The sequence below is a fragment of the Kerstersia gyiorum genome, assembly GCF_004216755.1.
Lineage (GTDB): Bacteria > Pseudomonadota > Gammaproteobacteria > Burkholderiales > Burkholderiaceae_B > Kerstersia > Kerstersia gyiorum.
Window position 1 is genome coordinate 238018 of the sequence record NZ_SGWZ01000004.1, and the last position, 13041, is coordinate 251058.

12 protein-coding genes are annotated in these 13041 nt (G+C 63.8%); 7 read left to right on the forward strand and 5 right to left on the reverse strand.

The genetic code is table 11. The features are described 5' to 3' along the window. The 4 genes from panB to EV679_RS12995 all read right to left on the reverse strand — a co-directional run bounded on the left by panB (window position 1) and on the right by EV679_RS12995 (window position 3618). On the reverse strand, window positions 1-858 hold the full coding sequence (gene panB, locus EV679_RS12980; RefSeq protein ID WP_068369901.1) for a 3-methyl-2-oxobutanoate hydroxymethyltransferase: 858 nt from the start codon (window positions 856-858) through the stop codon (window positions 1-3). An 82-nt stretch (window positions 859-940) separates the two neighbouring features. Continuing rightward, complete coding sequence (gene panD, locus EV679_RS12985; RefSeq protein ID WP_068369898.1) at window positions 941-1351, reverse strand: aspartate 1-decarboxylase; 411 nt, start codon at window positions 1349-1351, stop codon at window positions 941-943. Window positions 1352-1492: 141 nt separating this feature from the next. Next, window positions 1493-2173 (reverse strand): response regulator, encoded by a 681-nt coding sequence (locus tag EV679_RS12990; protein ID WP_083969542.1) that lies wholly within the window; start codon window positions 2171-2173, stop codon window positions 1493-1495. Beyond that, window positions 2173-3618 carry a cache domain-containing protein gene (locus EV679_RS12995; protein WP_130487441.1) on the reverse strand — a complete coding sequence of 482 codons (1446 nt, stop codon included), beginning with the start codon at window positions 3616-3618 and terminating at the stop codon, window positions 2173-2175. Before EV679_RS12995 ends, EV679_RS12990 begins: the two co-directional genes overlap by 1 nt. Window positions 3619-3806: 188 nt before the next feature. Here EV679_RS12995 and EV679_RS13000 point away from each other — a divergent pair, with 188 nt between their 5' ends. The 6 genes from EV679_RS13000 (at window position 3807) to EV679_RS13025 (ending at window position 9909) form a co-directional block, all read left to right on the forward strand. Then, a complete protein-coding gene (locus tag EV679_RS13000) occupies window positions 3807-5903 on the forward strand; it encodes a carbon starvation CstA family protein (protein WP_130487442.1) in 2097 nt (698 codons plus the stop codon). 8 nt (window positions 5904-5911) lie between these two features. Next, on the forward strand, window positions 5912-6136 hold the full coding sequence (locus EV679_RS13005; RefSeq protein WP_068370100.1) for a YbdD/YjiX family protein: 225 nt from the start codon (window positions 5912-5914) through the stop codon (window positions 6134-6136). Between the two features lie 253 nt (window positions 6137-6389). Beyond that, window positions 6390-6695, forward strand: coding sequence for a GNAT family protein (locus EV679_RS13010; protein ID WP_207224931.1), 306 nt, complete (start codon window positions 6390-6392; stop codon window positions 6693-6695). Window positions 6696-6707: 12 nt separating this feature from the next. Further along, entirely contained in the window at window positions 6708-7316 is a 609-nt protein-coding gene (locus tag EV679_RS13015) for a DUF2239 family protein (protein ID WP_127774503.1), read from the forward strand. A gap of 110 nt (window positions 7317-7426) precedes the next feature. Then, window positions 7427-7888: a MarR family winged helix-turn-helix transcriptional regulator gene (locus tag EV679_RS13020; protein WP_068369889.1), complete on the forward strand. Its 462-nt coding sequence runs from the start codon at window positions 7427-7429 to the stop codon at window positions 7886-7888. Between the two features lie 89 nt (window positions 7889-7977). Further along, window positions 7978-9909, forward strand: a complete 1932-nt coding sequence (locus EV679_RS13025) for an FUSC family protein (protein WP_415777766.1) — start codon at window positions 7978-7980, stop codon at window positions 9907-9909. On the opposite strand, the gene EV679_RS13030 is transcribed toward EV679_RS13025, so the two are convergent. Beyond that, window positions 9902-10351, reverse strand: coding sequence for a MarR family winged helix-turn-helix transcriptional regulator (locus EV679_RS13030; protein WP_068370094.1), 450 nt, complete (start codon window positions 10349-10351; stop codon window positions 9902-9904). The genes EV679_RS13025 and EV679_RS13030 overlap by 8 nt on opposite strands. 328 nt (window positions 10352-10679) lie before the next feature. Between EV679_RS13030 and EV679_RS13035 the strand changes: the two genes are divergently transcribed. Further along, a complete protein-coding gene (locus EV679_RS13035; RefSeq protein ID WP_068369883.1) occupies window positions 10680-13016 on the forward strand; it encodes a thiamine pyrophosphate-dependent enzyme in 2337 nt (778 codons plus the stop codon). Window positions 13017-13041 lie beyond the last annotated feature (25 nt).

A 13041-nucleotide genomic window follows, 5' to 3' on the forward strand; every position in this document is an offset into this window, starting at 1 on the left:
TCACCAGGCGTGGAGGCTGTCATCCGGATATTGGCCGGACTTGACGGCAGCGACATAGGCGGCCATGGCGCCTGCGATGCCGCCTTCATGGTTGCCATCTGCCAGGAAGTTGCGCACGAAGCGCGGTAACCTGCCGGTGGTGGCGCCCAACATATCATGCACGACCAGTACCTGGCCGTCGGTGCCGCTGCCTGCACCGATCCCTATGGTGGCGCAGTGGGCCAGCGCAGCGGTCACCTGGCGAGCCAGTGCCGCTGGTACCATTTCCAGCACGACCATGGCCGCGCCGGCCTGTTCCAGCGCGATCGCGTCGTTGAGCAGCTTTTGCGCGGCAGCGTCTTCCCGGCCCTGCAGACGGTAGCCGCCCAGCACATGAACAGTCTGTGGCGTCAGGCCCAGGTGGGCACAGACGGGCACACCGCGCTCAACCAGGAAAGCGACCATTTCCGCCGTCCAGCCGCCACCTTCGAGCTTGATCATTTGGGCGCCGGCCTGAATCAGCCGCAGCGCGCTGGCAAGTGCCTGCTCGCGCGACAGGTGATAGCTGCCGAAAGGCAGGTCGGTCAGCAGCCAGGCGCTGCCGCCGCCGTGGCGCAGGCCCCGGGAGACGGATTCCGTGTGGTAGACCATGGTGTCCAGGCTGACCGGTGTGGTGCTGGTCAGGCCCTGGCATACCATGCCAAGCGAATCACCTACCAGCAGGCAATCCATGCCGGCGCGGTCGGCCAGCAGGCCGAACGTCGCGTCATAGGCGGTCAGCATGGCGATTTTTTCGCCACGCGCACGTTGTGCGGCCAGGCTGGCCAGAGTAACGGCGGGGCGCTGGGCCGCAGCGCCAGGTTGGGGTGTGCTGCTCAAGTCTTCTCCGGGTAAGTCTTTTAGTTATGGGTAGGCGCTGCGCATGGCGCAGGCAATGGACAGTTCTGCCCGGCGTAGGGAATCAGTCCGCACCGCCGTTTGCGAGGCCGCCGTCTTCCTGCAGCGGGACGTGGTCACGGGCGGCGACGGCACGGTTGGCCGCGTCGACGAAGACCAGTTGCGGCTTGTAGCCGGCGGCCAGTTCTTCTTCGCTGACCTGTGCAAAGGCGGCAATGATGACGAGGTCGCCGGTGGATGCCTTGCGGGCGGCCGAACCGTTGAGGGAAATGATGCCGCTGCCGCGCTTGCCGCGGATGGCATAGGTAATAAGGCGTTCGCCGTTATTGATGTTCCAGATGTGGACTTGCTCGTTTTCGAGGATGCCGGAGGCGTCCAGCAAGTCTTCGTCTATGGCGCAGGACCCTTCGTAGTGCAATTCGCAGTCAGTGACTGTGGCACGATGGATCTTGGATTTCAGCAGGGTGCGGTACATGGCTGTCTTGCGTATTTATTCTGGTGGTTCGGGCGGCGCATGGCGGCGCCGACTGGGCCGCACCGCGCCAGGGCGGGGTGCCCATGAATCGCATTATCGCGGAATTAGGCGTACAGATGCGATTTTTGCCCGGCAATGCTGCTAGAGCCGGTCCTTGTGCTCAACGGCATATTTGATCAGCTCGGCCTGGCCGTCGATCTGCAGCTTGCGGCGGATGTTCAGGCGGTGGCTTTCCACTGTCCGCACCGACAGGTCCAGTTCCCTGGCGATCTGCTTGCTGGAACTGCCGCTGCCTATGAGCGCCAGGATCTGCTTTTCGCGTTGTGTCAGCAGTGGTTCCGGCCCGTAGGGCTGGCTGCGGGCGAGCTGCGCCATCACCGACGCGCTGAAGTAGGGTTGGCCGTTCATGACGGCGCCCAGCGCCTGGACCAGTTCCTGAGACGGGCCGTCCTTGAGCAGATATCCGCGCGCGCCAGCACGCAGGGCGCGGGTGATGTATTCGGTGTTGTCGTGCATGGACAGCACCAGCGTGGCGATCTGCGGCCAGCGTTCATGGATGGCGGCGATCAGGGCCAGGCCGTCCGGGCCGCGCATGTTCAGGTCTGTCAGCACCAGGTCGGGCAAGCCGGCGCCGTCCGCCTGGCCTGACAGTTGGGCCAGCAGGGCCAGGGCCTGGTCGTGCCCGGCCGCTTCGCCGACGATTTCCAGTTCCGGATGGGCGCTCAGGCACAGCCGGATGCCGTCGCGCACCAGTTCATGGTCATCGACCAGCATGATTCGTATGGGAGCAAGCATGGCCTGGGGAGGTAGGTTGGGCTGCATCAGGAAAGTGCGCGGGTAGTGCTGGCTGCGGCGCGGGCTTCAGGCAGCGGAATTTTTGCGAGCACGGTGGTGCCGTGGCCGCCAGCTGAAATATACAGGCTGCCTCCCAGTGTTTCCAGGCGTTCGCGCATGCTGCGCAGGCCCAGCCCGCGCATGGGGTCGCTGTGCACGCTTTCCAGGTCGAAGCCTTGCCCGTCATCGGCGATATACAGGGAGATGTCGCTGGCGTTGTAGCTCAGGATGACCCGCACACTGTGGGCCCGGGCATGGCGCAGCACGTTGACCAGGGCTTCCTGGGCGATGCGAAACAGCGTGGTGGCATGGGTGTCGGGCAAAGGACGGGCTGTGCCGTGGCTGCTGAATTCCGCGCATATCGGCAGTCCCTCGGCCGTGGCGTCGGCGTCGGGCAGTTCCTGCACCAGGTGGCGCAATGCGGCATCCAGGCCCAGGTCGTCCAGCAGGGTGGGACGCAGATTATGGGAAATACGCCGCACTTCCGCCAGTGTGGTATTCAGGCGTTCCTGGGCTTGCTGCAGGGTGTCGTCGAGGTTGCCGCGTGGCGCCTGGCAGATGCTGGCGTGGCGGCCCAGCGCATGACGTGCGCTCTCCAGTATCAGCTTGACCGAAACCAGCAGTTGGCTGATGCCGTCGTGCAGTTCGCGCGCCAGGCGGGCGCGCTCTTCCTCTTGCGAGTGCACGACCTGGCGCGCCATGCGTTGCAGCTTGGCATCCGATTGCCTTTGGTCGCTGATATTGAGCGCCAGGCCGCAGAGCATGACGAGCGCCACGCCCAGCAGGGCGATGCCGGCAATGCGGATCTGGGTGGTGTGGATATTGTTGAGCGCCGTCTCGTCGATGCGCGCCAGCGTGGCGTCTATGTCGTCCAGGTAGAGGCCGGTGCCCATCATCCAGCCCCAGGGGGCGACCTCTACGACATAACCCAGCTTTTCGGTCGTCTGGCGGGCCGAGGGCTTTTCCCAATAATAGGGCAGCGCTTCGCCTTGGGCACCGCTGCGCCTGGCGGCGGCCAGCAGATGTTGGATGGTGGGTTCGCCCCAGGGGTCGCGCAGCTCCCACAGAGAACGGCCGACGAGCTCGGGCTGGCGCGGGTGCATGAGGTTCACCCCCTGCTGGTCGTAGACGTAGAAATACCCGTCAGGCCCGAAATCCAGCCGGTGCAGCAAGGCCAGTGCCTGGCGTTGCAGCGCATCGGTATCGGCACCATCCTGGCCAGTGGCTGCCACCAGTGGGGCAATGGCGCTCTGGGCGATACGCACGTAGTGGCGCAATTCGCTGATGCGCCCCTGCATCCAGGCCTGGCGTATGGCTTCCTTTTCCTTGTCGGCCAGGGCGAGTCCCTGGTGCAGCGTGAAAGCGGAGATCGCGGCCATGGCGACGAGGAAGGGCAGGATGGCCAGCAGCAGGATTTTCAGGCGGAGTTTCATGGACTGATGGTTTTCCCCTGCGTGGTACTACGGACGCGGATTCAGTAGCTCCACGCTTGTACGCCTGCGGGCAAACCGAAATACTAACGGGGCCCGGCGCTATATCTAATTCTACTTAAATGATGCCCGAGTGCGGAGCATGACCGAACGCCGGTCCGGCGTGCCCGAACCACAGGAGGAGAGAGCTTATGCATGCCCAGCAGCAGAATGGATGGGCGCAAGGAATCGTCTGGATCGTGATTGCAGTGCTGGGGGCGTTCGCGCTTGGCACCGTGGCACTGACCCGAGGCGAAACCGTCAATGCGCTATGGATCGTGGTCGCGGCAGTCTGCGTCTACCTGATCGCCTACCGTTATTACAGCCGTTTCATCGCGCGCAATGTGTTCCGCCTGGACGCCACGCGCATGACGCCGGCCTGGAAACACAATGATGGCCTGGACTATGTCCCGACCAACAAGCATATCCTGTTCGGCCACCATTTCGCCGCAATCGCCGGCGCCGGGCCGCTGGTCGGGCCGGTGCTGGCCGCGCAGATGGGCTATCTGCCTGGCATGCTGTGGCTGCTGGCTGGCGTAGTCTTTGCCGGCGCGGTGCAGGATTTCATTGTGCTGTTCATTTCCACCCGCCGCGACGGCCGCTCGCTGGGCGACCTCATCAAGGGCGAGCTGGGCCAGGTGCCGGGCGTGATCGCACTGTTCGGCGCCTTCATGATTATGGTGATCATTCTGGCCGTGCTGGCGCTGATCGTTGTCAAGGCGCTGACGCACTCCCCCTGGGGGACGTTCACGGTGGCGGCCACCATTCCCATCGCGTTGTTCATGGGTGTGTATTTGCGCTATATCCGGCCCGGACGCATCGGCGAGATTTCCATCATCGGCTTTGTGCTGCTGATGGCCGCCATTATTTTTGGCCAGGATGTTGCCGCCAGTGCCGAATGGGCGCCGGTGTTTGATCTGGACGGCCCGCAACTGACCTGGGCGCTGATTATTTACGGCTTTATTGCGGCGGTGCTGCCGGTATGGCTGCTGCTGGCGCCGCGTGATTACCTGTCCACCTTCCTGAAAATCGGGACGATCATCGGGCTGGCGCTGGGCATCCTGATTGTCGCGCCGGAACTGAAGATGCCGGCGACCACGCGCTTTATCGACGGCACAGGCCCGGTCTGGTCCGGCGATCTGTTCCCCTTCCTGTTCATTACGATTGCCTGCGGCGCCGTGTCCGGTTTCCATGCCCTGATTTCTTCGGGAACCACGCCCAAGTTGATCGAAAATGAAACCCAGGCGCGCTATATCGGTTATGGCGGCATGCTGATGGAGTCCTTTGTGGCGATCATGGCGCTGGTGGCGGCTTGTGTGATCGAGCCGGGTATCTACTATGCGATGAACAGCCCGGCGGCGCTGATCGGCACCACGCCTGAACAGGCTGCCCAGGTGGTCTCCAGCTGGGGCTTCCTGATTACGCCGGATCAGCTGACGCAGATGGCGGCCAATGTCGGCGAAGGCACGATCATCTCTCGTGCGGGTGGCGCGCCGACGCTGGCAGTCGGCATGGCCTACATCCTGCAGCAGCTGATAGGCGGCCAAGCCATGATGGCGTTCTGGTATCACTTCGCCATTCTGTTCGAAGCGTTGTTCATCCTGACGGCAGTCGATGCCGGCACGCGGGCAGGCCGCTTCATGCTGCAGGACTTGCTGGGCACTTTCGCGCCCAGCCTGCGCCGCACGGAGTCGCTGCCTGCCAACTTGCTGGCGACGGCGCTGTGCGTGGCGGCCTGGGGCTACTTCCTGTACCAGGGCGTGGTGGATCCGCTGGGTGGCATCAATACCTTGTGGCCGCTGTTCGGTATTGCCAACCAGATGCTTGCGGCAGTGGCGCTGATGCTGGGCACGGTGGTGCTCTTCAAGATGAAGCGCGACCGCTATGCATGGGTGACTATTCTGCCGACCATCTGGTTGCTGGCTTGCACCCTGACGGCTGGCTTTGAGAAGATCTTCCATAGCAATCCGAAGATCGGTTTCGTGGCCCACGCCAAGGTGTATGCGCAGGCGCTGGCGGAAGACAAGGTGCTGGCACCGGCCAAATCCCTGTCTGAAATGAGCCGCGTCATCTTCAATGACTACGTCAATGCCACGCTGTGCGGCATCTTTATCTTCGTTGTGGTCAGCATCCTGGTGTTCGGTATCCGTTCGGTGCTGCTGGCGCGCCGCCAATCGCAGCCGACTGCCAACGAAACGCCATACGAGCCGCTGCCGCCCGAAGCCGCCGTGGCAGTGGGAGCGCACTGATGGCCCGCATGAACCTGGCCGGACGCTTTTCCGGGGCGGCTAGCGCCGCCGGAGAGGCGGGCCGTTACCTGGGGCGCACCTTGCGCCTCATGGTAGGGGTGCCGGATTACGACACCTACGTGGCGCATATGCGCCGCGTGCACCCGGACCAGGAACCCATGAGCTATGAGGCGTTTTTCAAGGAACGTCAGGAGGCGCGTTACGGAGGCAAGGGCCGGATAGGCTGCTGCTGATACTGCTCGCTTGTATTGCCCAGGCAGGCCCGCGATGATCGCGGGCCTGTTTTTTTCAGGGAGACGGTAGGATTGGTCACTACCGTGGCGGCGCGGCGGAGCAGAGGTCGGGAGAGGGCGCTTACCCGGGTGTTATTGGTGATTTAATTTTATCCGGGTAATATTTGGCTGGTGGTCAGTGCGAGTTGTCGCAGGCGACGGTCCACGCATGGGCAGGGACGAGTGGCCCCTGATCAATCCTAAAGAGTACGTAATGAATAAATTTGAGTTTCGCCTGTCGACTGGACAGGATCTGCCGCGTGTCATGGAGATCTGGCGCAGCGCCGTCGATGCCACGCATGATTTTCTTGCCCCGGCCGATAGGGCGGCGATCGAGGCAGAGTTGCTGGCGTTCCTGCCACAGGTCAGCCTCTTGCTGGCAGCTGGATGCTGCGGGCCTGCCTCAGGGCTTCATGTTTCTGCACGATGGCCATCTGGAAGCGCTATTCATCGAACCGGGCCAGCACGGCCGGGGGATGGGCAAGGGCGCTATCGCGGCGTCCGTGCCGCGTCACAATAAATAGAGGTACCCATGATGAATCCATCCATTTCCAATTCCTACAGCAGTTTCGAGGGATATCGGCGCATCGCCACCGGGTCATTGCAGACCAATGCCCTGGCGGTCAAGCGGGCCCGCGAAAGCGGGGCGGCCGGCCCCATCCTGATCTTTGACGATACGACCGGTCGCTCCATGGATGTCGATACCCGTGGCGCGGATGATGCGGTGTTGGCGCGCCTGGCGGCCGTTGCGCCGGTCGCAGACCCATCCGCCAGCCCAGGCGAGACGGAGGATGCGGCCGGGCCCAGGGGCAGGGGGCGCCCCAGGCTGGGCGTGATTGCGCGTGAAGTGACATTGCTGCCCCGTCACTGGGAATGGCTGGCCGGGCAACCTGGCGGCGCTTCGGTGGCATTGCGCAAGCTGGTGGAAGAAGCGCGGCGGTCCGGCGGCGAAAAAGACAGGGCGCGCAGGGCGCAAGAGCGGACCTATCACTTCATGCTCGCCATCGCGGGCGATCTGCCCGGATTCGAAGAAGTGACTCGGGCGCTTTTTGCCAACGATTTCGACAAGTTTCGGGGTTTGCTTGCCGCCTGGCCCGGCGATGTCAGGGATCATGCCTTGCAACTGGCATCGGTGGGATAGCTGCAAATGCGGGGGCCGGGGCGGGCCAGGTGTGTGCCCCGGCCGGGGTTTCTCAAGGTATGGGCTTGGCTATATAATTGGCATTCAAATTATTTTAATCAAAAGATAATATGCCCTATCAGGAAACCCCACGCCAGCGTTTCGGCTGTCTGTTCGTCGGCGTAGCGCGGCGCTGGCGTGCCGCGCTGGACGCCAGCCTGGCGGAAGTGGGCCTGTCTGACGCGACCTGGAGCCCGTTGGTGCATATCGGCCGCAGCGGCGGGGGCATCAGCCAGAAGGATCTGGCCGCCAGGGTGGGAATAGATACTTCCACCCTGGTGCGCTTGCTGGACATCCTGTCCGCCAAGGGCTTGATCGAGCGCCGCCAGGACCCGGCAGACCGGCGCGCCAATCTGCTGTATCTGACGCCAGAAGGGCAATCCATGCTGGCGCGCATCCAGCAGGTGCTGGATGTGGCGGAAACCCGCATGCTGGCGGATTGGGATGATGAGACCATGCAGCAGTTGACCGACAGGCTGGAGCAGCTGGACCAGCGCCTGCGGGCCGGGCGCACGCAGGAGGAACCGGCATGAACCTGGCGGAACGCTTGGATACCTGGGGGTTCGACCGTGCACGGCTGGGGTTCACGTTGCGTACGGCAATCGCTGCCTGCTGCGCTGTGGTGCTGGCCTGGCTGGCGGGCTTCGAGCATCCTCAATGGTCAGGCATGACGGTCTGGGCAGCATCGCAGCCCATGCGTGGGCAACTGCTGGAGAAAAGCGTATTCCGTGTGCAGGGCACGATCCTGGGCGCTTTGTTTGGCACAGGTCTGCTGGCTGCTGCGCAGGGGCAGGCCTGGGTGCTGGTGCTGGGCCTGTCGGTGTGGATAGGCCTGTGCGCCTGGGCTGGCAATGTGATGCGTGGCTTCGCTTCCTATGGCGCCATGTTGGCCGGCTATTCGGCGGCGATGGTGGCGCTGTTGCATAGCCAGCAGGCCGACAACCCGTTTGCGGTGGGCCTGGACCGCCTGTTGACCGTCTTGCTGGGGGTACTGGTTGCGCTGGCGCTGGGCTGGTTTTTTGCACGTAAAAGCAACTACAGGCATTTGGCGCAGCAGGCACGCCAGCAAGGCAGAGAAGTCTTGGAACTGCTGTGCCAGGCGCTGGTGCCTGGCAAGGGAGCGGATTTCCGGCGCAGCCAGCAATTGCTGGCAGATATGGCTGCCGCAGAGGAAGCACTGGACGGCCAGGGGGCCGGTTCGCTCAAGGCGCGGGCTGCTGTCCGTGCTCTGCGGCGCCAGCTGGCTGCTCAGGTGTCCCTGCTGCTGTGGATGCGGCGCTTGCCGCAGGCATCGGAAACCGCCGCATTTGGGCAGGCCTTGCAGGATGCGGCGGCGGTGTTGGCCAGCGGCGGCTCGGCCCGGCAGGCTGGCGTGGCCTTGGCGCGCGCCGCCGGGCTGGCGCACTCGCGCGCATTGCAGGAAGCGCTGGAAAGCATGGCTCAGGCGTGCCGGCGTTATGACCAGGTGGAAACAGACACCGTCGCCCGGCGTGGCGTGGCTGCCATGCAATTGGCTACGCGTTGGCCCGGCCGCGTGCGCCAGCGAGCAGCAGTCAGGCAGGCCGGGATGCGGCAGAATGAAGTCGCCTTGCACCGCGATTGGCGCGGTGGCCGTGAGGCCGGGGCGAGGGCGGCGCTGGCCATTCTGTTTGCCGGGACCGTTTGGCAGTGGACCGAGTGGGAGGCCGGCCCATTCATGCTGCTGGGCGTGGCCATCATGACCACCATTTTTTCCACGGCAGACAATCCGGTGCGTTTGCTGCGCATGGTTGTTCTGGGGCAGTCGCTGGGCGTCCTGGGGGCGCTGGCCTGCCGCTGGCTGGTCTGGCCGCAGATGGACAGTGCCGCGGGGTTGGTATTTTCAATGCTGCCCTTCGTACTGCTGGGCGGCTTGTTCATGGGGCATCGGCGCGGTGCCGGCCCGCTGGGTTTTGATTTCAGCATGGTATTCCTGCTGCTATTGCAGCCGGACTGGCCTTTGCCGGTTTCGGACGCGGCCAGCCTGCTGCATTCCTTGCAGACGGCGCTGGCGGTGGTGCTGGGGCCTTTGCTGGGCCTGCTGGCCTTTGCCCTGGTGTTCCCGGTGGACAGCGCCCGCCGCATGCGTGCCTTGAGTGCGGCCATGATGCAGGAGTTGCAGAAGATGGCGGCGCGGCGCGGGGTATCGCGGCGGCGCAGCGGCTGGCGCATCCGCCTGAGCCATCGGGTGCTGGCGCTGGTGCGTTGGGCTGATAAGTCCGGGCGTAGCCGGGATGAAGTCATCCAGGAAGGTTATGCTGCCATGCTGCTGGGCGCATCCATCCTGCATATGGATGAAGTGCTCTTGACGCCGGGCCAGACGCCGGTGGCGGCACGGCGCCTGGCGGCCACCCTGATCCGCCTGCAACGCCTGGAGGATGCGCCTGTCCGTGCGGCGCAGGCCTTGCACCGCTGCGCGGCCAGCCTGGCAGGGGCGCCAGGTGTGGATGTCCGCTTGCTGGGCGACGCCGCGCAGGCGCTGGAACAGTCATTGGCGCGGCGGCCGGCAGGCAGAGGGCCGCGGCGTCCTAAATAGGTTCGCGGTACTCTGCGATGACGCGCCGCAGCGTGGCTTTCAGGGCCTCGCTGTCCAGCGGCGCCAGGCGTGCCAGCACCTCTTCTTCATGGCGCTTGGCCTGCACTGCCAGGTCGGCAATCAGCGCCTGGCCAGTGTCGGTGATGCGCACCAGCGTGATGCGCCGGTCGGATTCATGGGCGATGCGGCGCAAATGCCCCAGCGTTTCCAGGCGGTCGAGCAGGCGCGTCACAGTGGGCTGTTTGGTCAGCGTGACCTGGGCCAGGTTGCCGATGCTGATTTCCCCTGCGCCCAGCAGGGTGGACAGGATGCGCCATTCCGTGACAGAAAGATTGTGGCGCCGGACGACTTCGTGGAATTCGGTCGAGATCAACTGACTGGCCTGCGCCAGCAGGGCGGGCAGGTAGTCGTCTATGAACGTGGGCGTGGGTTCTGCAGGCATATTCTTTGTTTGATGGATGCCGCGTCGCATCCATGTCATTGCGCTGGCACGACTATAACTGTTTCCATGTGGCCTGCGCTTGCCCCCCGGCGGGCATGACCAGGAACGGTAGTTCGCCGTGCCTGGGGTTTTCCTGCGCCCGGCCTGTTACCACAGACGCTTCTGTCCCGCCGTCAGCCAGTTCTGGCGCGGCTTCCCCGGAAAAATGAAGGATTTCCCCTAGCAGTGCGTCTAGGGAAAACCATGATTTTAAATTAGTTCATAAATAAATATATTCACATGGAATTAATTGCAAATGCATGTGTGAATAGCGCACAGGGGAACTGACATGGCGGAAAGGTCATTTGTCGAAGAAGTCAAGAAACTGCGTCTGGGCGAAGGCGAGGTGTTCAGCGGGGAAGGGATTCTGGCAGTCACCAAGGCCTTGCTGGAATCCGGCGTTTCCTATGTGGCGGGCTACCAGGGCGCGCCCATTTCGCACCTGATGGACGTGCTGGCGGATGCCCAGGACATTCTGCAGGAAAACGGCATCCGTTTCGAGAACAGCGCGAGCGAGGCCACGGCGGCCGCGACGCTGGCAGCTTCGGTCAATTACCCGCTGCGCGGCGCTGTTACGTTCAAGGCGACGGTGGGCACCAATGTGGCGTCGGACGCGCTGGCCAATCTGGCATCCGGTGGCGTGAAGGGCGGCGCGCTGGTGATCGTCGGGGAAGATTACGGCGAAGGCTCTTCCATCATGCAGGAGCGCAGCCATGCATTCGCGATGAAGTCGCAGATGTGGCTGCTGGACCCGCGCCCCAGTCTTCCCTGTATTGTGCAAGCGGTGAAAGACGGGTTCGACCTGTCCGAAGCCAGCAATACGCCGGTGATGCTGCAATTGCGCATCCGGGCCTGTCACGTGCACGGCCAGTTCGTGGCGTCGGATAACAAACGCGCCGCGTTTACCCTCAAGGAAGCGCTGGAAAATCCGGAGCGTGACGTCAGCCGCATCGTGCTGCCGCCGGCCAGCTTCCTGCACGAACAGGAAAAAATTCGCGACCGCTGGCCCAATGCCGTGCGCTTCATCCAGGAGCGCGGGCTCAATGAATTCATTGCCGACGGCAAGGACGAGCTCGGTATCATCGTGCCCGGCGGCGATTACAACACTGCCATCCGCGCCCTGGAAAAGCTGGGCCTGGCGGATGTCTACGGCCAGACCGAAATTCCGCTTTACGTCATGAATGTGGTGTATCCGGTCGTGGACGAGGAGGTGCTGCGTTTCTGCAAGAGCAAGCGCGCTGTGCTGCTGCTCGAACAGGGCCAGCCCAATTTCCTTGAGCAGAACATGGCAACCATCCTGCGCCAGGACGGCTGCAACACGGCCTTGCATGGTAAAGATATGCTGCCTATGTCTGGCGAGTACAACACCGCCACCATGGTGAAGGGCATGCGCACGTTCTTCGAGCGCTATGGTCGCATCGAGGCGCAGCCGGTGCAGCGCAAGATTATTCCGCTGGTGGCGCAACAGGTGTCGCGTGAGCGTCCGGCCCCTGGCGGTCAGGGTGGGGGAACGGCGGTGGCAGAGCGCACGGAATTGGCGGTCGAGGAAGACCTGTCGGAAAGCCGCGCTGCAGTGGCCGCCAGCGTGGCCATTGCCCAGGCGGCCGCTGGCAGCCAGCAGGGCCAGGGCGCATCCAGCGCCACCGGACTGGCGCCGGAGACCGATACCCTGGACCAGCACGTGCATGCGCGTCCGCCCGGCTTCTGTACCGGTTGCCCCGAACGCCCCATCTTCACCGCGATGAAGCTGGTCGAGCGCGAACTGGGGCCGCACCACGTCAGCGCAGATATCGGCTGCCACCTGTTTTCCATCCTGCCGCCTTTCAACCTGGGTAATACCACCATGGGCTACGGCCTGGGCGGCGCAGGCGCGGCGGCGCTCAATACCCAGGCGGGCAAGCGTGCCATTTCCGTTATGGGCGATGGCGGCTTCTGGCACAACGGCCTGGTTAGCGGTATTGCCAATGCGGTGTTCAATCGCAGCGATAACCTGACCATTGTGATCGACAACAGCTACACCTCGGCCACGGGCGGCCAGGACATCCTGTCGTCCAAGGCGCTCAATGCCACGCGCAGCACCGGCCATGAAATCGAAAAAGCCGTGCGCGGGGTCGGGGGCGAATGGGTACGCACTGTCAAGCGTACCTATGACCTGAAGACCATGACTGCGACGCTGCGCGAAGCGCTGACGACCAGTGAAAAAGGCCCCAAGGTGCTGGTGGCCCAGAGCGAGTGCATGCTGAACCTGCAGCGCCGCGAAAAGCCCAAGGTGCGCAAGGCGATCGCCGCTGGCGAGCGGGTGGTGCGCGAGCGTTTCGGCGTTGATCCCGACACCTGCACGGGTGACCACTCCTGCATCCGCTTGTCGGGCTGCCCGTCGCTGAGCATTCGTCCCAACCCCGATCCGCTGCGTACCGACCCCGTCGCGCGTGTCATGGACAGCTGCGTGGGCTGCGGGCTGTGTGGCGAAGTGTCGCACGCCGCCGTGCTGTGCCCGTCGTTCTACCGCGCGCAGATCATCACCAACCCGACGCGCTGGGACAAGTTCCGCCAGAAGCTGCGCGAAGGCGTGATCGGCTGGTTGCAGCGCCGCGATGCGCAGCGTCGCGCCCGCCTGGCGTTCTGAGGCAGGCAAGGAGCCGGGCAGGTGC